At 40.9% G+C, this 21,715-nt stretch carries 15 protein-coding genes; 7 read left to right on the top strand and 8 right to left on the bottom strand.

Translation table 11 applies throughout. The features are described 5' to 3' along the window. Positions 1 to 18: 18 nt before the first annotated feature. On the top strand, positions 19 to 537 hold the full coding sequence (locus tag T7867_RS00405) for a DUF6155 family protein (protein ID WP_068219933.1): 519 nt from the start codon (positions 19 to 21) through the stop codon (positions 535 to 537). A 30-nt stretch (positions 538 to 567) separates the two neighbouring features. Here T7867_RS00405 and T7867_RS00400 read toward each other — a convergent pair whose 3' ends face one another. From T7867_RS00400 to T7867_RS00390, 3 genes are all read right to left on the bottom strand, one after another. Then, complete coding sequence (locus tag T7867_RS00400) at positions 568 to 3,246, bottom strand: ABC transporter permease (protein WP_068219934.1); 2,679 nt, start codon at positions 3,244 to 3,246, stop codon at positions 568 to 570. A gap of 380 nt (positions 3,247 to 3,626) precedes the next feature. Further along, positions 3,627 to 6,335 carry an ABC transporter permease gene (locus T7867_RS00395; RefSeq protein ID WP_185101243.1) on the bottom strand — a complete coding sequence of 903 codons (2,709 nt, stop codon included), beginning with the start codon at positions 6,333 to 6,335 and terminating at the stop codon, positions 3,627 to 3,629. 108 nt (positions 6,336 to 6,443) lie between these two features. After that, positions 6,444 to 6,785: a PadR family transcriptional regulator gene (locus T7867_RS00390; protein WP_068219939.1), complete on the bottom strand. Its 342-nt coding sequence runs from the start codon at positions 6,783 to 6,785 to the stop codon at positions 6,444 to 6,446. 151 nt (positions 6,786 to 6,936) lie between these two features. Between T7867_RS00390 and T7867_RS00385 the strand changes: the two genes are divergently transcribed. Together T7867_RS00385 and T7867_RS00380 are read left to right on the top strand one after the other, a co-directional pair. Next, positions 6,937 to 7,734 (top strand): LytTR family DNA-binding domain-containing protein, encoded by a 798-nt coding sequence (locus T7867_RS00385; protein ID WP_068219942.1) that lies wholly within the window; start codon positions 6,937 to 6,939, stop codon positions 7,732 to 7,734. A gap of 103 nt (positions 7,735 to 7,837) precedes the next feature. After that, entirely contained in the window at positions 7,838 to 9,085 is a 1,248-nt protein-coding gene (locus tag T7867_RS00380; RefSeq protein WP_084375639.1) for a S41 family peptidase, read from the top strand. 181 nt (positions 9,086 to 9,266) lie between these two features. On the opposite strand, the gene T7867_RS00375 is transcribed toward T7867_RS00380, so the two are convergent. After that, on the bottom strand, positions 9,267 to 9,680 hold the full coding sequence (locus T7867_RS00375; RefSeq protein ID WP_068219948.1) for a DUF6896 domain-containing protein: 414 nt from the start codon (positions 9,678 to 9,680) through the stop codon (positions 9,267 to 9,269). 195 nt (positions 9,681 to 9,875) lie between these two features. Continuing rightward, positions 9,876 to 10,373, bottom strand: a complete 498-nt coding sequence (locus T7867_RS00370; protein WP_068219951.1) for a hypothetical protein — start codon at positions 10,371 to 10,373, stop codon at positions 9,876 to 9,878. Positions 10,374 to 10,564: 191 nt separating this feature from the next. On the opposite strand from T7867_RS00370, the gene T7867_RS00365 reads away from it, so the two are divergent. Then, a complete protein-coding gene (locus T7867_RS00365) occupies positions 10,565 to 13,660 on the top strand; it encodes a VPS10 domain-containing protein (RefSeq protein WP_089082285.1) in 3,096 nt (1,031 codons plus the stop codon). A gap of 163 nt (positions 13,661 to 13,823) precedes the next feature. Here the strand turns inward: T7867_RS00365 and T7867_RS00360 are convergent, their stop codons facing one another. The 3 genes from T7867_RS00360 to T7867_RS00350 all read right to left on the bottom strand — a co-directional run bounded on the left by T7867_RS00360 (position 13,824) and on the right by T7867_RS00350 (position 18,044). After that, positions 13,824 to 16,421, bottom strand: a complete 2,598-nt coding sequence (locus T7867_RS00360) for an ABC transporter permease (RefSeq protein WP_322299734.1) — start codon at positions 16,419 to 16,421, stop codon at positions 13,824 to 13,826. Positions 16,422 to 16,424: 3 nt separating this feature from the next. Beyond that, positions 16,425 to 16,745: a PadR family transcriptional regulator gene (locus T7867_RS00355; RefSeq protein WP_273274220.1), complete on the bottom strand. Its 321-nt coding sequence runs from the start codon at positions 16,743 to 16,745 to the stop codon at positions 16,425 to 16,427. A gap of 90 nt (positions 16,746 to 16,835) precedes the next feature. Beyond that, a complete protein-coding gene (locus T7867_RS00350) occupies positions 16,836 to 18,044 on the bottom strand; it encodes a T9SS type A sorting domain-containing protein (protein ID WP_322299733.1) in 1,209 nt (402 codons plus the stop codon). Between the two features lie 354 nt (positions 18,045 to 18,398). Here T7867_RS00350 and hisG point away from each other — a divergent pair, with 354 nt between their 5' ends. Genes hisG through hisC form a run of 3 tightly spaced genes read left to right on the top strand, consistent with a single transcriptional unit; the run spans position 18,399 to position 21,584 of the window. Then, the gene (hisG, locus tag T7867_RS00345; protein WP_068219963.1) at positions 18,399 to 19,259 is read left to right on the top strand and encodes an ATP phosphoribosyltransferase; all 861 of its coding nucleotides are present in this window, start codon (positions 18,399 to 18,401) and stop codon (positions 19,257 to 19,259) included. Then, the gene (gene hisD / locus T7867_RS00340) at positions 19,256 to 20,542 is read left to right on the top strand and encodes a histidinol dehydrogenase (RefSeq protein WP_322299732.1); all 1,287 of its coding nucleotides are present in this window, start codon (positions 19,256 to 19,258) and stop codon (positions 20,540 to 20,542) included. Before hisG ends, hisD begins: the two co-directional genes overlap by 4 nt. Further along, the gene (gene hisC, locus T7867_RS00335; RefSeq protein WP_407691174.1) at positions 20,532 to 21,584 is read left to right on the top strand and encodes a histidinol-phosphate transaminase; all 1,053 of its coding nucleotides are present in this window, start codon (positions 20,532 to 20,534) and stop codon (positions 21,582 to 21,584) included. The genes hisD and hisC overlap by 11 nt, the downstream gene beginning before the upstream one ends. Positions 21,585 to 21,715: the final 131 nt, after the last annotated feature.

Genomic DNA, 21,715 nt, shown 5'->3' with positions numbered 1-21,715 from the left:
AATCACTACTTTTACTCCATGAGCAAAAGAGCCCTCACCAAGTACTTACAATCTCTGCCCAAGGAGGAATTGGAAAATCAAGTACTTGATTTATATAGCCGATTTAAACCTGTTAAAGATTATTACAACTTCGTTTTTAACCCTAAAGAGGATAAGTTGGTAGAAGAGGCTAAGGCTAAAATTGCCAATGAGTACTTTCCTTTAAAACGTAAACGAGCAAGGGCAAGAAGGTCGGTAGCGCAGAAATACATTAAGCAATTTCTGTTGCTAGAAATGGATGCTGCCCTTATTGCAGATGTTATGCTCTTCAATATAGAAACAGCTCAGCGCTTCAATGAAGCCAAAAGAATCAATCAAGAAGCTTTCTATAAAAGTATGTATAACTCTTTTGAGCAGGTGGTTCAGTTTACTGAGGCCAATGGATTAAGAGCGATCTATCAAAAGCGAATTCACCAAGTGGTTGAGATCGCTTGGGAGCAAGAATGGTTCAATGCCGAAGGCTTGGATAGATGTTTGGAGGAAATGAAACTGGCTTAGTTATTCCGCTAAGCCAGTTTCATCCTTGCTCTATTCAGACCTTAAACTTCTAACAGGGTTAGCAATAGCTGCTTTTAGTGCTTGAAAGCTAACTGTGGCTAAAGTAACTACAAGTCCGCCAAGTCCGGCTACAGCAAATACCCACCAGTAAAGCTCGGTTCGTACCTCATAGCTATCGAGCCATCCTTGCAGTACATTATAGGATACTGGAATTGCAATAAGACAAGATAAAATGATAAGCAGAGCAAAGTCTTTAGAAAGTAACTTCCAAAGGTTAATGACGCTGGCTCCTAAAACTTTTCTTATACCAATTTCCTTAGTTCGCTGTTCAGCTAAGAAAGATGATAGTCCAAATAGTCCTAAGCAACTAATAAGAATGGCTAGTAGGGTAAAGAACTTCGCTAGACGACCAATGCGTAGCTCGGCCTCAAACTTTTGATTATACTGATCGTCAGCAAATTGATAGTCGAACGGAGCTTCTGGTAAAATTTGGCTGTAAACCTCACCAATGGCAGCAATAGATTCGCTCGTACTCACATTCGGGTTCAAACGAATGTACATATAGCTAGTATACTCCTGATCTAAAAACATAATCGACTGATCGGTTTGCTGAAACGGGGAGCCCTTTATCATGTCTTTTACTACGCCAATTATGGTGTAGTTTACCGCTTCTCGCCAACTTGGGTCATATTTAACCACCGTGCCTACTGGGTTCTCCAACTGCATGGCTTTCATGGCAGATTCGTTGATTATGATGGCGTTCTTGTCGGTCTCACGGTTCGGATCAAAGTCTCTTCCTGCAATGAATTCCATATTCACCGCATCTGCATAACCATTAGAAATTGTGATGGTGTTGAATGACTGGTCGAAACTTGGATCCATTCCTTCCCAAGTAAAACCACCATTCCACCCCAACCGACTTGTAACTGGGTAATTGGAAAAGCCAACAGCATCGGCCATCCCAGTATTCAGTATCTCCTGTTTCATCAGTTCTCTTTGCTGGCCAAATCGGGGCGAGCCAGGTGCTAAAGCGATCATGCCTTTGGGAGAATAACCGATAGGTCGGTTTTTGGCGGCCTGAATTTGATTATTGACTGTAATGGTACCAATGATCAAGGCAATGGAAATATTAAACTGAAAAACAACCAAAACCTTTCTAGATAAGGATGCTGCTTTACCTGGTTTTAGCCCGCCTTTGAGTGCTTTAATTGGTCTAAAGCTAGAAAGATATGTGGCTGGGTAAGAACCGGAAACTACTGTAGTAAAGAGAATGAAAGCCATACCTGCCAGCCAGAATTCGGTCAGATTCCAAGGAGCAACTATGCCTTTACCCGATGTTTCGTTAAACCAAGGCAATAGTGCCCAAAGCAGTACCAGAGAAAGTCCAAATGCGGCAATGGTGTAGAGGAATGATTCCATGTAAAATTGAGTGATCAGCTGCTTTCTAAGTGAGCCAAGTGTTTTGCGAATGCCTACTTCTTTAGCTCGTTTTTCAGACCTGGCAGTACTTAAATTCATAAAGTTGATGCACGCCAGTAATAGAACGAATACGCCAATGACTCCGTAGAGCCTAACGAATTTCTTTTCCTGACTTAACACATTCACACCATCTTTCCATTCAGAATTCAAGTGCCAATCTTTCATGGGGTGTAGAATAAACGTTTGACCTGCTTCTTTTGCCCAATCATCGTAATGGTCTTGAATTTTTTCGGTTACCAGCTCTGCCAGCTGTTCATGATTTACATGGTTGGCCAATTTTACATAGATATCTATGTTGTAGTTATTCCATACGTTCATAGACTCTTCATTTTCCCGAAAAAGCAATAGTAATCTTGAGAAGAATGCGGCTTCAGAGAACTTTGAGTTCTTGGGTAAGTCTTTATAAACTCCGCCAACCAATAGGTCTTTGTCTGAATTGAGCTTTACAGTTTTACCGACCGGATTTTCTTCGCCAAAGAGCTTTTGAGACAAAGTTTCTGATAGCAGAATTGATCGGGTTTCTTTCAGTCCGTTAGTACTGCCATAAATCATCTCTAGGGTGAGTACGCTTGGTCCGTTTTCTTCAAGAAAGATTCCTACTTCTCTAAACTTCTTTTCGCCATTACCAATAATAGGTGCTTGCTTTCTGGCTCTCACCATAAAAAGTTCTTCTATTTGATCGGGGAACGATTGGCGTACCAAGTTGCCCATGCCAGTAGTTAAGGAGTTGTTTACTGCTGTTCCGCCTAAGCCATCAGATTCCACACGAAGCATCTGCGCTATGTTATTGTAGTTTTTGTGGTTTTGGTTGAAGGTGAGTTCATCTTTTACCCATAAGCCAATAAGCATGGCCACTACCATTCCCATGGCTAAGCCTCCAATATTGATAAAGGAGTAGCCTTTGTTTTTGAGCATCTGCCGATAGCTCACTTTAAAGTTGTGATTGATCATAGTGTTGTAAGAGTTTTTGAATTTGAAATATCGAAGAGCAAAAGGGCGTAGATAGTTAATGACCTGAAACCAATAGTTGCGCTTTGCCTTTCGCGTAGAATGTTTTGCTGCCGTTGAATAGAACTTCTCGTCCAAATCGCCCAACACCTCTTCTGCCAGTTCATCTTTCAAGAACCAGAGCAATAGCTTTTCTGCTAGGCGAGGAGGGGTACCCCCTTGTATTCCCCCTGAAGGGGGAGAGTTGGATTCGGAATTGATATGGTTTTTAGAATTCTTCATCGTTTTTCGTCATTGCGAGGCGCAAAATAAACGCAGTGGAATTTTGCAACGCGGCAATCTCCTCTTCGTTGAGAAAGTCCCTAGGTACTGTGTTGAAGCATACTCTAAATCCAGGTAGAGAGATTGCTTCGTCACAACCTTTGCTCCCGATGCCTCGGGACGCGAAGCTTGCTCCTCGCAAAGACGTCTTGCGAGTTCGTCTGTCGCGGTTCGAATATCCGGAAGGGGAAGGTTGGATATAGAATTAATATGGTTTTTAGTTTTCTTCATCGTTTTTCTTCATTGCGAGAAAGAAGAGATGTGCAACAATCTTTTCAGACGAAGCAAACTCTCGAATGATTTGTGAGGTAGCATCGTTCACTTGTAGTGACGTTTCAGTTTCATTCAGACCTTAATTTTTCAGCCGGATTGGCTATTGCAGCTCTCACCGATTCGTAGCTAATGGTGAATAGGGCAATACCAAAGGCAACCAATGCCGACACCAAGAAAATTGACCAGTTCAAGTCTATGGTATTGGCCATTCCTTGTAGAATCTCTTCCGATAGAGCCCAGCCGACAGGTATTCCAATAACTATGGCAATAAAAATCAGCTTGATGAAGTCTTTAGCTAGCAATGTAAAAAGCCGGCTCACACTAGCTCCAAGCACTTTCCTAACACTTACTTCTTTGCTCCGTTGCTCAACAGTGTAGGCAGAAAGCGCGAAAAGGCCTAAGCAAGCCACGGTAATGGAAAGGATACTGAAGATAATAAAGATGTTCTTTGCCTTGAGCAGGCTTGTGTACATTCGCTCAAACCTATCGTCCATAAATGAATACCTGATAGGTTGATTAGGCTTAATGTTATCCCAAGTTTTACCAATGCTGCTAGTAACTTCAGCGAGTTCATTGGTGCTTATTTTAATCGAAATAGTATTAAAACCTTTTCCGCGAGTCATGGCCAAAGGTCTTACGTTAGTTGCCAGCGACTCAAAGTTGAAGTCTTTTACCACGCCAATAATGGTTCGTTTATTGTTGAACATGTCTACCACTTGCTTTCCTATGGGGTCATCTAAAAGCAGTTGATTGAGCATACTTTCATTAATAATAATGGCTGAACTGTCAGAGGCTTGTTTGGTGAAGTTTCTGCCTTGGGTCAGTTTCATGCCCATAGTCTCAATATAGTCTTCGTCAACCCGCCAAGTGGCAGCTTCAAAGCTTGGATCTAGCTCTTTTCTTCCTTCGTTCCAAAAGGCCGCATTGGTTATTCGGCCTCCAGAGACAGGTAAATAGTCAGCTAGAGTGGCGCTAGAAATACCCGGAAGTCTCAATAATTCTTCCTTCAGTAAATCACGCTCTGATGCTTCTATGGTGTTGAGGCCGAGAATATTAATTACTTGATCTTTTTCATAACCAAGCGATTGATTCATGTAATGGTTGAATTGCTTGTGTAGCACCAATGAGCAAATGACGAGAATAACCGTGGCGGTAAACTGAAAAACCACCATGCCATTTCGAACTAGAGAATTTTTGCCACGGGTTTTTGTTTTGCCCTTAAGGGCATCTATTGGACTAAATCTGGAAAGGTAAAGGGCAGGGTATATTCCTGAAATAAAACCAATAATGATAGCGGCCAGGGCCAGGCTAGGAATAAACCAGAAATTATTGACGGGCAATACTAAAGTTTTATCGGCTAATTGGTTGAAGGTAGGGAGTGCAATGCTAGCTATTGCTAAACCGAGGATGACTGAAATGAGACTGTAAAAAATTGATTCGACTAAAAACTGACGAATAAGTCCTGTTCTCACTGAACCAACTACTTTTCTTAAACCAACTTCTTTAGCCCTCTGTATAGATTTTGCAGTGGAAAGATTGATGAAGTTTAGGCAGGCTAGCACAAGAATGATGAGTGCAATGCCTCCAAAAATCCAAACTAAATCCTCTTGTCCATGCTGCTGGTAGTCGCCAATTTCTTCAGGATTCAAGTGTACATTGGCTATGGGTTGTAAATAGAACGACCTGTAGTTGCGCATGTCGTCTAATTCAGACACACCTTCCGCAGCCAATAGGTCCATTACATAAGTGTCTCTAATTTCAACCAGTTTTTGCTCGAGTGCTTTCTTATTTGCTCCAGCTATGGTTTTTATGTAGAAAGTATAGTTAGAACAGCACCATCCTGTAGAGCCAGGGCCCGATTTTCGATCTTTTAAAGTGAGAATATAGTCACCTTGCAAATGGGTTGTGCTGGGTAGATCTTCCATTACCCCGCCAATAGTGTAAGGTTGATTTGAGTTGTCGTTTAGAATAAGCTGCTCGCCCACTGGATTGGTACCTGGAAAGAATTTCTCGGCCTTGCTTTTAGAAATGACTATTGAATTAGGCTGAGAGAGTGCTGTCTTTTGGTCGCCATAGAGCAAGGGTATTTCAAGAATTTCTAACAGCTCTGGGTCTGCATAAAAGAAGCCACTTTCATAGATGTTGTTGACCGATTCTTGCTTTCTGACGTGGTTCTCACCTACATCGCCCCATTTCCAGAAAACTGTCTTTGCTACTAACTCTATTTCGGGGACATAGTCTTCTAGAATTGGCTTGAATGGTCCTTGTAAGTTAGTCCACCGACCAAAATCTCCCGCATTGGAGTATTGATTGGCAATTCTAAAAATCTGCTCCTGATGTCTGTAGTGTTTGTCGTAGCTCAGTTCGTGTCTCACAAAGAGTGAAATGAGAATACAAGCAGCAATGCCTATAGCAAAACCACCAATTTTAATGGAAGAGAAAACCTTTCTTCGAAGTAAAGTTCTCCATGATATTTTAAGAAAATGACCAATCATAAATGTTGCTGTTAAGTTTCTGAACTTTGTTGATTTGAGTGCAAAGGGGCGTAAGTAATGAATGACCTGAAACCAATAATTACGCTTTGCCTTTCGTGTTGAATGTTTTTCTGCTGTTGAATAGAACTTCTCGTCCAAATCGCCCAGTACCTCTTCTGCCAGTTCATCTTTCAAGAACCAGAGCAGCAGCTTTTCAGCCAGGCGAGGAGGGGTACCCCCTTTTATTCTCCCAGAAGGGGGAAGGTTGGATTCAGAATTGATATGGTTTTTAGAGTTTTTCATTTTTTTATGAGGCGTCATTGAGAGAAAGAAAAGATGTGCAACAATCTTTTCTGACAAAGCAATCTCCATATTGAAAGAGAGAGACTGCTTCGTTCCTCGCAGTGACGTTTAAAAATTGAACTTCAAATTCCCAGCAAAAGCAGGAAACTGATTCCAAAGCGACATTTTAAAGTCTCTAGATTCTTCCAAAACCCGCTGACCAGACGCTGTAATGGTATATATCCGTTTTCTTCTTCCGCCTCTTTCTGCTGTGGCTCCACTCATTTCAGAACTTAAAAAGCCTTTTTCACCAAGTCTGTTGAGCGTAGAATGCACCGCACCTATAGAGACTGCACGCTGAGTTTGCGATTCAAACTCTTCCGCAATTCTGAATGCATAGGCTTCTTTATCTAAGATTCCCACTAAAAGCAGTAGAGTCTCCTCAAAATCACCAAGTTTAGTTTCTTTCATACGTTACTTACTAAATTGTAGAACAAATATATAGATGTAAAATTGATATGTTCTACTTTTTAGTAATAAATCTGATTTAGTTAGTGGAAGCTTCGGAATAGATTAGGGTTTTATATATTTCGAACTGCAAATAAGAAAGCCTCAAGTATTTGTGAATAAGCACTATCCGTTCGACCCTTCTTTTAAACACCATCTGCTGATTGCTGCGGGCTTAACTATATGGGTTTTTGCCTTTTTGTTTTTTACTGAGCCTTTAGATGTTGGTGAGCTTACCGACAAAGAGAAGTTATTGTACTTGCCTGTTTATGGACTCTTTAACTCAGCTTGTTACGTACTGACTTTGCCGTTTCAATACTGGTGGTGGCGAAAGCAAAAACAGAAGTGGTCTCTCACTGCTGAAGTACTTCAGCTTGGGCTTTTAACCGTTACTTGTTTTCTGGTTTCTAGACTGGTCTACTATTATATAGTGATGGATGCTCATCCTAATGCCTATACTCTTGGATACTTCGCTACTCATATTTATTTACCTGCAATTGCGACTATTCTCCCAATAATTGCCATAGGTAGATGGTCATTTGGGAAGTACAAAGAGAAGCAGTTGGAAGATAAGAAGATTGAAATTCAGGGCGCAGGTAGCTATGAAGGTTTGCGGCTCCATTTAAGTGATCTCATTTGTATTCAGTCGGCCGACAATTATGTAGAAGTAGCTTATTTAGTTCAAGGCGAAGTGAAGAAACAACTGATCCGAAATAAGCTTTCAGAAGTGGAGGCGAATAGGCCAGAGTTGATTCGAACTCACCGTTCTTTTCTAGTAAATCCTACTCATTTTATACAGTGGAAAACGGGAAATAGAAAGTTGTTTATGATGCTTTCTTCAGATTTAGAAGTTCCTGTTTCAAAAACTTATCAGCAAGCGGTAGAAGTAGCCGTCAATTCTACCACAGAATAGTGGTGTTTCGCCCCAAAGCCTTCTAAATAGGTTTAAAGGGCGATTTCTGTTTGTACGTTTGAGTCATCAGTCAATCGAAGTTTCGCAACAAAAACAAACAGAAATGAAAAAGCTACTTACACTAATCGCATTATTTACCATCACTCTTTCGCTACAATCACAGTCCGAATGTGACTGTAAACCTGAGTTAGATTTTGTCTATGAACAGATGCAAGATATCTCGTCTTTTAAAGATCAGATAAAGGGGGATAGACGAGACGAATTTGAACAGACTTACCAGAGTTTGAGGACACAAATGTCAGGCTCGATGACGCTATCTGATTGCTTTTGGCAACTCAATCAATTGATGTCTTTGGTGAATGATAAGCACGCTGAAATTTTTGGAAAGAAGCCAGGTTTTGAGGCAGAGAGAATTTACGATTCAGCTTTTATTGAAGCGTACAGAGCTTCTGACAATTTTATCAATTTCCCTAAAATAAACCGTGACTTGGATGAGCTTCAAACCTACCTTAAGACGAAAGCGGTAGATGACATAGAGGGCATTTATAATATTGGTAGTAAAATGAAAATGGGTGTTTATCGAGTTAATGAAACGGATAGTTTGGTGGGAGTAATACTCAGTTCTGAATTAGGTATTTGGGAGCCTGGGCATATTTACGCTTACATTAAAGAAACAGATAGACCAGCTCATTATGATATGGCCGTTTATGGTCAAACCCGAAAGAATTTAATGTATGCTAAAGCTCAGTTTTTTGATAATGGAATGCTGCTTTCTAATGTGATTAAAGAAGACTTTGGGAAGAGCTATAGTTTGATCCAAAAGAATCAGGAAGAGGGCTATCAATTGGCTTACGTGGCAGACGATGTTCAGTACGTTTGGCTTACTAGCTTCAGCAGAACAAAGATGGCTCAAAAGCGAGATGCTCTGATCGAACAGATTAATAATGAGTTAAAGGCATCTAACCTGATCATCGATTTACGGAACAATGGTGGAGGAGCGGACAAAATATCTCTACCTATATTGAAGGCGCTCAAAAAGAAATCGGTTAGCATTTACGTGATTACCAACTTCTATACTGGGTCTAATGCTGAAATGACTACCGTAAGGTTAAAGGAGAAATTCGATGCTATTCAATTGGGTCAGAGAACTTATGGCGCTATTAGTTACGGTTCTAATTATGGCAAAACTTATCACTCACCTTCCGGACTGTTTAGCTTTTACCCAACCGATATGCGCCAAAAGCAATTCATAGACTATGAAGAAGTTGGCGTGGAACCCGATGTTCAGCTTACTCAGGAAAAAGACTGGATTGAGCAGACTTTAGAATTCATTGAAGGTCAGAATTATTAGAACGTCATTCCAGAATTTTTCTTCCAAAATTTCAGCAATGGAAGAAAAATATCAGGAATCTCAAGGAATAAATAATAGTTGTTTACTTGAGCACTATTTAATCATCCTTATAAAATTTCTGGTGAAACATGTTTGACTGATATGTTAGCTAGGTAAGAAGCCGCCCGTAAGGGTGGCTTTTTTAATTACTTCTAACTTCAATAATTTGATTTGAGGCATAGGAATCCTCTAGTTTCTTTTTTAATGCTTGCCAAGTCAAATTCATGATTGAGGAATTGTGAAGACTTGTTGTATCTATAAACTCTTTTAAGAACCAAGGCTCTACTACTCTAAAGTTTGGATGGTCAGACAATTCAACTTCAACTGTTTGTCCATTTCTCTTATAAAACCCACATTGAGTGCCATGAAATGAGTATTTCCACTCACTATTAAGTTGTCCAGTTCTTGGAATGTTTTTATTTCCCACCCATACCAACTCATCGTAGTGTTGCCTATCTTGGATATCCAAATCGAACTTGCCTCCTAATTCGAATATGAGTTTCTTACAAAGAACCCTAAAATCTGCAACAGCATTTATTAAGTCTTCATCTTTCATTTTCTAATGTGAGCTTTTAGTATATGATAAGTAGGGCAGTAGAAAGCAATAAACTTTCAAATTTGCACTAAGCCGAAACGTTGTATTTTGTTTTTATCTTATTCATATTAAAGGCCAAATCAAGGATTTGGCGGTGTTAGTAAATAGCAATGAACTTTCCTAAACCACAGAATGCCCTATTTGCTATATACAGTGTTATTTTCTATATTTTCCTTCATTCATTTGGCTTTCAATATATTCTTTCAGTGTACGAGAGATTTGTTTAAGTGCACCAGTGCTTGAAACTAATTGGTCTTTTTCATAAGCATATCTCCATTTGATGAAGTCTCCTTTTATTTCATCTAAATGCTCTGAAATTTCATTCTTGTATTTATGAGAGTATAATTTTGAAATCTCTGACTGGTCTGCATCAGGAAGCTTTTTAAATAGTTTCAGCAAGTCATGTTTATTATCTCTTATCGTGCTTATTGAGCGTTCATATTCAGGATATCCGGGCTTATCAATTAAGTTAAATTCAGTTGTTACGAATAAGCACTTGATATAGAGTTCTATTGAGAATGCATAGTTGACAATTAGTGCCCTGGTTTTATTTTCTTCTTGAATGAGTTCAGCAGTTTCATAAAACTCTGTCGCATCGAGATAAATCATTGGATCAATACCCCTAGATTTTATTTTTTTTGGTGGTTCATTCATAATTGAAGATAACGTTAGCTACCGCGCTCTTTTAAGCGCCTTTATCCTCAGTAATTTATAAAAAACTCACGTTAGCCAACCAATTTTCAAGGGCTAACGTGCACTTTCCCCAAAACACTAACCACTTAAAGAAAACCATTTAAGTCAACTCTATGGCTTGGAGTATCTTTAAGTCAATCATTCTTTGTTTTATGAAAATACTCAAGCTTTCTCTTTCTGTGTTTTGTCTGTTTTTGTTCAGTCTAGCGCAGGCGCAAACAGATCTTTCACTTTTCAAGTCAATGGAGCCTCGTTCTATTGGTCCTGCCGGAATGTCGGGTCGTGTTACTGCAATAGATGTGGTAAGGCACAACCGAAACGTCATCTACATTGGTACTGCCTCAGGCGGTGTTTGGAAATCTACCAGTGCTGGAACCGAATGGGAGCCCATTTTCGATGATCAGGAAGTAGCTTCTATTGGAGCCTTGGCTATCGACCCATCGAACCCAAGTGTAATCTGGGTAGGAACGGGAGAGGGAAACCCTAGAAACTCTCTGAATTCTGGCTATGGTTTATATCGAAGCTTAGATGCCGGAAGAACCTGGCAGCATATGGGGCTCGAAAAGACTCGTAATATCCACCGAGTAATTGTTCACCCAAACGACCCTAAAACTGTTTGGGTAGGCGCCATTGGTTCTCCATGGGGAGAGCACGAAGAGCGAGGAGTCTTTAAAACTACCGATGGTGGTAAAACCTGGAAAAAGGTGCTTTATGGAGGTCCTGGTGTAGGAACTGCCGATTTGGTCCTAGACCCAAGCAATCCAAATAAACTGATTGCTGCCATGTGGGAGCACCGCAGATATCCTTGGTTTTTCAATTCTGGAGGCCCTGCATCGGGTATTTATATCTCTCACGATGGTGGTGAAACCTGGGACAGAAAGACATCGGAAGATGGTTTGCCTAAGGGTGATTTAGGTAGAATTGGACTGGCTATTGCACCTTCTATGCCCGATAGAGTTTACGCTTATGTGGAGTCTAAAGAGAATGCAATCTACAGATCGGATAATGGAGGGGTAGATTGGTATAGAATCTCTAATAGAGGCGATAGAGGAATTGGTAACCGTCCGTTTTACTATGCTGAAATCTACGTTGACCCGAAGAATGAAAACAGAGTTTATTCCATTCATACTTATGTCACCTCAAGTGAAGATGGCGGAAAGAGCTTCAATACTTTCGTAAACCCAGGCTATGTTCATGTAGATAATCACGCCTATTACATTCATCCAGATGATCCGAATTTCATAGTACTCGGAAATGATGGCGGCTTGGTAATCAGTACCGATAGAGGAGGTAGCTGGCAGTATTCGGAGAACCTACCGATTGGTCAGTTCTACCATGTGAATTACGATATGGAAACGCCCTACAATGTAATGGGCGGCATGCAAGACAATGGTGCTTGGTTAGGCCCAAGCCAATTATTGAAGCAAGGTGGAATCAGAAATAGTTATTGGGAAAGAATTGTTGGTGGCGATGGTTTCGATGTGGTGCCTGACCCACTAAACCCAAGATACGGATACTCACTAAGCCAAGGAGCGAACATTCAAAGATACGATCGCGAAACCGGAGAAATGCGTGGTATTAGGCCAGAGCATCCAGAGGGTGAAGACTTAAGATGGAATTGGAATGCTGGAGTAAATGTAGATCCACACGATAAGAAGACGGTTTACATTGGTGCTCAGTACCTTTTCAAATCGAGTGATTATGGCTTGAACTGGGAAATCATTTCACCAGACCTGACTACTAACAATCCTGAAAAGCAAGATCAGATCAATACTGGTGGACTGAACTATGATAATACAGGTGCAGAAATGCATACAACCATCACCGTGATTGAGCCAAGCACAAAAACTGAAGGTATGATTTGGGTCGGTACAGACGATGGAAATGTACAGTTGACTAGAGATGGTGGTAAAACATGGGCAAACAGTGCCGGTAAATTCCCGGGCTTACCTGAGGCCACTTGGGTACAGCAAATCAAGGCAAGTACTTATGATGAAGCGACAGCCTTCGTAGTTTTCGATGATCACAGAAGAGATAATTGGTCACCTTACGTTTACCAAACAACTAACTACGGAAGAACTTGGAAGCGCATTGTAAATGAAGACGATGTGTTCGGTTTCGCTTTGTCTTTCGTTCAAGATCCAATTGAGCCAAACCTGATGTTCTTAGGTACCGAAGGCGGTCTGTATGTGAGCATGGACGGTAGTGAAACTTGGGAAAAATGGACGCATGGCTATCCAACGGTTCCAACAATGGATTTGGCTATTCACCCGAGAGAGCATGACTTAATAATCGGTACTTTCGGTAGGGCCATCTGGATTTTAGATGACATCAGACCTATTCGTGAAGCAACTACCATGGGGATGAAGAAACTGAAAGATCAGACAGTTCATTTGTTTGAAATTCCTGATGCCACTAATGCTATTGTAGGGCCTTATTGGGGTTACAGAAGTACTGGTAACGGAATGTTCTTTGGAGAAAATAAGCCATTCAGCGCAGCCATTAGCTACTACGTAAAAGAGAAAAAAGGTAAGGTGAAAATGGAAATTTCTGACCAGTCTGGTAAAGTGGTGAGAACCAGATACTACACTCCAGATGCAGGATTGAATAGAGTATATTGGGGTTTTGAGACTGATGGAATTCGAAGCCCAGGTTCTAGACAGCCGAGCGGAAACGAAGTGACTCCACCAAGTGGCTATGATGCTTTGCCAGGCACCTACAATGTAAAACTGACTTATAACGGTCAATCTTCCATTCAGTCAATAAACCTCTTAAGAGATGAAAGAGTAGAGGGTTGGGATACTGCTGCTTTGCAAGAAAAGCAGGCCTTTATTACTAAGTACTATAATTTATCGAACGAGGTAACTGAGGCCGTTGATAGGCTCAATGAGGCGCAGGAAATTGTTGGGAAGGTTCAGCAGCTAGATGAAGACAATAAAGAACTTCAGGCAAAGTCTAAAGAAGTAAAACAGAAGTTGGCTGAATTAAGAAAGCTTTTCTACTCAGAGCCTGTGCAAGGAAATCGTGGAGATGATAGCCCAATTACAAGTCAGCTTAGAAATGTAAGGGGAAAAGTAGGAGGGAGCTATACTCCTGTTTCTCAGGCTGCGGAATATGCTTACGCCAACTTTGTTAGAAACTGGGAGCCAGTGAAAGAGCAGTTAAACGCTTTCTTTAATGAAGATTGGAGTGAATACAAAAGCTTTGTTGAGGGCTTAAATTTGCAGCTAGTGAAGAGTTTTAACTAGGTTAGAGTTAGCCTGAATTTAAAAGTGCTGTCTGAAGAGGTAACGTCATACCCGACTCCGTCCCGATAAATCGGCAGGGAATCTCCCAACTTTGCCTCAAAGCTAATGGAGATTCCCTGCCAAGCGGAGACTGACGAAAGCGACTAACTTCAGACAGCACTTCTTATTCATTTCTCAAGTTATTGGCCGGGTTCAGTCTCGCTGCTTTAAAAGTTTGGCCAAAGACGGTAAGCCAAGCAATGGCTAGTGTTGCTATTCCGGCAAGTGCAAAGAACCACCAGCTCAGATTTATTTTTACCGCAAAATCATTAAGCCATCGGTTGGCGGCCCAATAGCTAATGGGTAATGCAATGAGTATTCCAATGGCTACCAGGGTAGAGAATTGCTTGGTTAAAAGGAATACAATTCGCCATATTCCTGAGCCTAATACTTTTCGGATACTTATCTCTTTGATGCGTTTTTCTGTAGTAAATGCTGTAAGTCCAAAAAGCCCTAAGCATGATATTATTATCGCCAAAGCGGCAGCATATTTTGAGAGTGAGGCTATCCGCTGCTCAGATGAGTATAAAGCCTGATAGTCTTGGTCCACAAAAGCGGGTTTAAACGGAAATTCGGGGTTGAATTCAGCGTACGCTCTCTCTATTTCTTGCAAGGTTCGCGCGGTACTCGTTCCATCTATTTTAACCATTATAAAGTTGGCAGATGCTGGTCGGTTAAGGAATATAGCAGGTTCAACGTCTTGGTGTAAAGAGCCAATGGTAAAGTCTTTTACTACACCAACTATCTTTTTGTTTCCTGTATAATGGACTATGGATTTGCCGATAGGGTCATCCATTCCCATAGCCTTAATGGCGGTTTCATTGAAGATTACGGCATCTTGGTCTGTAGCGAATTCTTCGGAGAAATCTCTGCCAGAGATAAATTCAACACTCAGTAGGTCGATTGAATTCGCGCCTACATTATACTCCCAAAATTGTATCTGATCCTTGTCGGTCTTGCCTTCCCAAGCTACACCACCAGTTGAATTTAGGCCGCCTACCATAAATCCAGATATGGCTGCATTTTCAACTCCAGTAATATTCTTAATTTCATTGATAAAAGCGTCTGATTGGTCGGTTAGGTTGCCCTCCCTTTCGAAGTAGATCAGATTATCGCGATTATATCCCAAGTTCTGATTTTGAATCAATTGCATTTGCTGGTAAATAACCAGCACGCTCACTATTAGGATGGTTGACAGGGTGAATTGAAAAACAACCAATACTTTTCTGCCTATGCCGCCAGAGCTTTTGGCCAATTTAAAACCCTTTAGAATGGAAAGGGCTTCCATTTTAGACAGGTAGAGAGCTGGGTAGCTGCCAGCAACTATGCCAACTAAGGTCACTAAACCAACAACTGATAGCACTAGAATTAAATCAAATTGAAGTGCTATTTCTTTCTCTGTAATTTGGTTGAAGCCCGGAAGTAATAAAAGCGTAAGAAGGCCACTAATACCCAAAGCGATTAAGCAGATAAGAATAGACTCAGTTAAAAACTGATAGGCTAAAGACCTCTTACTGGCACCCATAGATTTTTTCACACCAATTTCCTTCATGCGCTGAGAGGCCTTAGCCGTTGCTAAGTTGATGAAGTTTATGCAGGCTATGAATAGTATCAATAGCACTATAAAAGAGATCAGTCTTACGTATTCAATACGGCCTCCTGCCTGTATGCCGTTTTCATATTCTCCGTAAAGATATAGGCTTGAATAAGGGGTTAGGAATAAGTCTACATTGGTGTCTTCTAGGTTGTTTTTGAATATGGTGTCAACCTTTTCGGTAACCAATTGAGGATTGGCATTGGCTTGTAAAACCGTAGCAATTCTTGCGTAATAATTTCCCCACTGTTTAAAAGTGATGAGCTCATCGTGGTAAAAGTTCCATGGCAAAAGCAGCTCGAATTGTTCTGAGCTATGACTTGGGATGTTTTCCAGAATTCCACTGATGGTAAAAGCTTTTTTGTTGCCTCCAAAATGCCATTCAATAGTTTTCCCAATAGCATCCTCATTACTGAATAGCTTTTCTGCAAGTGCTTTTGTGATTACTGCTTCTGAGTTGTAGGCCAGAACAGAACTGGCGTTTCCTCTAACCAACGGATAACTATAAACACTTAAGAAGTGCTCGCTAGCAAACTTTCCTTCAACCTTCAAAGAGATTGGAGTTTCACTTTTTGTGGAAATAGTGAACTCATGAGTGTCTGTATATGCCGTTGCCAGTTCTATTTCAGGTATTTGTGCTTCAATCTCTTCTAGCAACAAACCGGGTGTGCCTTTCCAAGTTCTGGTTCCACTAGCATCGGTGTGGTTAGACATGATGTAGTGAAGCTGGTCACTGTTTTCATGAAACCGATCTGTTTTTAGCTCATCGTTTACCCAAAGAAGTATGAGTAATACGCAGGTGAGACCAGAAGAAAGTCCGATGAGGTTGATGATAAACGAGCTTTTTTGGCGTAAAAAGCTTCTAAAGGTAATGGTGATGTTATGCTTGAACATGTCGTAATAATTGAGTTTTTGTTGACCTTGAAATGAGCGGATCATGCTTGGCCTAAATAGCAATAGCACATCCTTTATGAAGAGTAATTTGGCTCGAAACTGACCTTTGGTTGTTAACCTTATTTCGAACCTTTCTAACAAATCTCCTTCTATATCTTCTGCCATTCGCGGGTGGCAAAACCAGCGGAAGAAGGTTAGGATTAAATAAGGAGGGGTAGGTGATTTTTGCTTCATACCTTAAGCAAAATCTGGAATGGCACTCCAAAGGCTCATGCGTTGATCTTTGGTGGCTTTAAGTATATCTTTGCCTAAGTTGGTTACAGTGAAAAAGCGCTTGCGTTTTCCGCCTCTTACGCTAGTGGCTTCCCCTAATTCAGAGGTGAGATAGCCTTTGTCTTCCAATCGTTTAAGAACAGTTTGTAATGAGCCCATGCTGACCGAGCGTTTGAGCCTATTTTCTATTTCTTCAATGATTGAAACTCCGTAGGCTTCACCATGCAAAATGGCTACAGTGAGCATCACTACTTCTTCAAATTCACCTAAATGATGTTTCCCCATAATTAAGTATTTGCCTTAAATGTAGTTTTAATTATTCGAGCAGAAAAGATAGTGGTGAATTATTTTTACCTTAATTGTAGTAATTACTCCTTAGTCATTCTTTACAAAGCTCACTTTATTTACTTTTCCGAGATAAGCGATCGTTAAAAAGTATAAACCAGGACTGAGTTGAGAAACATCGTATTTCTGATCTTGTGTCTTTTTTAAAGTGAATTTGCAGCCAGTTGAATTAGTGGCTGTGATGAACTCAATATCCAGGTCTCCAGAAATATTGATTTCGTTTCTACATGGGTTGGGATAGATGTTAAAAGTGTTGCTTTCATCGCGCCATACGCTGACCGTCTCAAAGGTCTCTGAGGTACCAGAAAAGTCGTATTGAACCAATCTGTAATAAGAGCGACCGGTCAATGGGAAACTATCTACATAGCTATAGTTAATCCTTGAGCTGCTATTGCTTTTTCCTGCGATAGTGGCTAGCATAGTCCAAGTTTTTCCATCTGCCGATCTTTCTATTTCGAAGTGACTATTCTCTATTTCTTCTGCTGTAGCCCATTTTATCTGAACCACTTTGTCTTTTGGTAGAGCCTTAAAGTATAGGAGATTCACTGGCAAAATGTTGGTGTCTGTAGGGTTACAACTTGCATAGTTTGCATAAATAAACGCAGATCCACCGCCATCATGCCAAGCTGCGTAGTTCCCATCTGCGTTGCTAGACCATGAATTTGTGTAAGTGAAATCGGTAGTTGTGGTGTTGATGGTAGATCTTAAATGTCTTGTTCCGCTTGGAGAATTAGAGAACAGACCGCTATCTGCCCAAGTAATGTCAGTGGAAATAAAAACGTATACATCTTTAAGAATACCGCACATACCTGTCAAATCAATGAGTCTGACAGGTGCAGGTGTGGCGTTAGGGTTGTCTGCATTAATAATGAGTATATGTGAACCTGCGTTTATGGTGGTTCCTACTGTTCCCGCAATCAAATTAAGGCTTGTGCAGCCAGCTAAGGGCAAAAGCGCTTCTAGACTGGCTATGTAATTGGAAAGAACAGAAGTGCTGTTGTCGTCAAATGACTCAGTAAAAGCTTGATTAGCAGGGCTGCTTGTGCCGTAAGATAGGTTTATTGTAGCTGTGGAAGCAACAAAAGAGGTTGGGCCGCTATAAGCTAGAACAAATTCCCCCGCACCATCTTCCAATCCGCAGCCATTAACCATCAGGCTGACCATCTGGGCGTTTTGAGCGTGAATGCAATGGGTGGCTAAAAGAGCTAGGTAAGCCACCCATAAGTTCTTAGGTCTCATTATTATGAAAGGTTGAGGGTTGTGTGTGGCGAAAGGAATATTAAAATAATATAAGAATTTATATTAACAAAATGATTTTGAGTGTAAATTCCTGTGAGTTTATAGGGGAGTTTTGACTTGCGATAATTTGTATGTAAATGACTTCCTTTTTCTTCTTCTATTTAGTTGGATCAGAAAAACAACCCACTATCTTTGCAGCGTAATGCAAATGACAGTAGCCCATTTCCACGCTCATCATTTCCATCATCTCTCTTGAGAGAGATAATGCAACACCCCCTATGCGGCCTACGCGGCTGCTGTACTTTTCACAAATACTTTCAATCAATTTCTTAAATCACCAGTTGAATAATTCAAATGGAAACTAATCTGCGAATTGCAATTCAAAAAAAAGGCCGCCTAAGCGAAGACTCATTGAAGCTTATAAAGGAATGCGGTATTAAGGTTAATAACGGAACCGGTAAACTCATGGCAACAGCCACTAACTTCCCTATGGAATTCTTATTCCTTAGAGATGATGATATTCCGGGCTATGTACAAGACGGTATTGCCGATATTGGTATAGTTGGAGCCAATGAGGCCGATGAAAAAGATAAAGATGTAGACTTAGTAAAAAGCTTAGGCTTTTCTAAGTGTAGACTTTCTCTGGCTATTGCCAAAAATGAAGAATACAACGGCCTGCAAGACTTTGAAGGTAAAAGCATTGCTACTTCTTATCCGAAAATTCTTGGAGACTACTTATCTGATAATGGCATTAGTGCAGATATTCACGAAATCAGTGGTTCGGTGGAAATTGCGCCTAGCATCGGTTTGGCCTACGGTATCTGCGATATAGTAAGTTCAGGTTCTACTTTACTCAGCAATGGGCTGAAGGAGGTTGAGGTTATTTTTAAGTCTGAAGCAGTAATGCTTGCCAATAAGGGGCTTTCAGCCGAAAAACAGGCTATCCTAGAAAAGTTGATCTTCAGAATCAATGCAGTTCAAGCTGCTAAGAACAGCAAATACATATTGCTTAATGCGCCTAATGATCAGATTGAGGAGATTATCAAAATTCTTCCTGGCATGAAAAGTCCTACTGTGCTGCCACTGGCTATGGAAGGGTGGAGTTCGGTGCATACCGTTATTCAAGAAGATGATTTCTGGCAAATTATTGAAGAGCTAAAAGAGGCTGGTGCCGAAGGGATTTTAGTGGTTCCAATTGAAAAAATGATTCAATGAGAGTCTTTGTAAATCCTGATAAAGCCACCTGGCCAGATTTGCTCAAACGCCCAACAATGGACCTTGAGGAAATAGAGCAAAGGGTAAGGCCCGTGATGGAAAAGGTAAAGCTCGAAGGTGATGCTGCCTTAAAGCAATTCACACAAGAGTTTGACGGTGTGGCTATTGATGACTTTCAAGTCTCCGAAGCTGAATTCACCGAGGCGGAAACACTAGTGGAGGCTGATCTTAAAACTGCCATTCTTACTGCTAAGTCTAATATTGAGGCTTTTCATAAAGCTCAAAAACAAGGAGAGCTTGTGGTAGAGACTATGCCAGGGGTGAAGTGCCACCGCAGGTCAGTTGGGATCGAAAAGGTAGGCCTTTATATTCCTGGAGGTACTGCTCCTTTGTTTTCTACCGTGTTGATGTTGGCCGTACCTGCTAAGTTGGCCGGCTGTCAAGAAATTGTATTGTGTTCCCCTCCAAATAAGGAAGGAAAGATTCACCCTGCCATTCTTTACACCGCCAAGGCAGTAGGAGTAACCAAGGTTTTTAAAGTTGGAGGTGCTCAAGCCGTAGCAGCCTTCACTTTTGGTACAGAATCTATTCCGCAGGTGAATAAAATTTTCGGGCCTGGTAATCAATATGTAACTGCGGCCAAGCAGCTGGCAACTCGATTTGGCCTGGCCATAGATATGCCTGCTGGTCCATCTGAAGTAGCGGTCTATGCCGATGCTTCTGCCAACCCAAGTTTCGTGGCGGCAGATTTACTCTCTCAGGCAGAGCATGGGGTAGACTCTCAGGTTGTACTCGTGGCTAGCTCAGAAGAGGTTGTGAAAAATGTTCAAGCTGAAATTGAAAGTCAACTAAAGGCGTTGCCTCGTGCAGAGTTTGCTGCCAAGGCACTAGCCAATAGTGTAGCGGCTGTTTTAGATGAAACTGAAGCTGTCGCATTGTTAAACGAATATGGAGCAGAGCACTTGATTTTAAGTGTAGATGAACCATGGAACATAGCCAATCAAATAATTAATGCTGGTTCTGTGTTCTTGGGTCACCTTACTCCAGAATCTGCTGGCGATTATGCTTCAGGTACCAATCACACCTTACCAACGAATGGCTATGCTAAGATGTACAGCGGAGTGTCTTTAGATAGTTTCGTAAAGAAAATTACCTATCAGGAAATTACTCCTGAAGGATTAAAAGTGCTTGGCCCTGTGGTTGAAAAAATGGCTGCTGCAGAACAATTGGAAGCTCACAAAAACGCAGTTACTTTACGTCTTAAATCATTAAATAATGTTTAACCCTACTGATTTACTGAGGCCTCACTTGAAGCAATTAGTGCCTTACTCATCGGCTAGAGATGATTATAAAGGTAAGGATGGGGTTTTTCTCGATGCTAACGAAAACCCTATTGGTTCTATAACTGAGGAAAATTGGAATCGCTACCCAGATCCTTATCAGCTGGAGCTAAAAGCAAAGTTGGCAGAAATAAAAGGAATAAATGCAGAACAGATTTTCTTGGGTAATGGAAGTGATGAGCCAATCGATTTGCTTTATAGGGCTTTCTGCGAACCTCAAACTGATGAGGTAATTATTAACCCACCAACTTACGGCATGTATAAGGTGAGTGCGGATATCAATAATGTCAAAGCTAAAGAAGTACTGCTCACCAATCAGTACGATTTAGATACTCAGGCTTTACTCTCGGCTATTCAGCCTAATACAAAGATTATCTGGATTTGCTCACCAAATAACCCTACGGGAAATGATGTGAGTTTAGAGAAAATCGAAATCATTCTTAAGGGTTTTAAAGGTTTGGTTGTGGTAGATGAAGCTTATATTGATTTTGCTGATAGGCCTTCATTCACTACCCGACTTAATGAGTTTCCGAACCTTATCGTTTTGCAAACTATGAGCAAGGCTTGGGGCTTAGCTTCTTTAAGGTTGGGTATGGCGTTCTGTTCTCCAGAAACAGTGGCAATTCTGAATAGAATTAAACCACCTTATAACCTTAGCGGACTTACCCAAAGAACAGTGCTAAATGCATTGAATAATTTGGAGAAGAAAGACCAGATGGTTGCTGAAATCCTTGAAAATAGAGAGGAATTACAGAATGAGTTAGAAGCACTAGAAATTGTGAAGCGAGTATATCCTACAGATTCCAACTTCTACTTGGTGAAAATGAAGGACGCTAAAGAAGTTTACCTTAAGCTTATAGAGAAACAAGTTATCTTGAGAGATCGCTCAAAAGTAGTGCTTTGCGAAGATGGAATAAGAATCACCATCGGCACGAAAGAGGAGAATAAAAAACTGATTGAAGAACTGAAGAAATTGTCAAATTAGCCGTCATTGCGAGGAATGAAACCTGTAATAACAAGGTTTCATGACGAAGCAATCTGTCTGTTCTGTACCCAGTGCCAGATAATAAGCGGATTGCTTCGTCACAATCTTTTGCAAGTGCAAAGCTTGCTCCT

The organism is Roseivirga spongicola, assembly GCF_034376045.1.
In the GTDB taxonomy this organism is placed as follows: Bacteria; Bacteroidota; Bacteroidia; order Cytophagales; family Cyclobacteriaceae; genus Roseivirga; species Roseivirga spongicola.
Note: the sequence above shows the minus strand (reverse complement) of the source record. Positions and strands in the feature narration are given on the sequence as shown.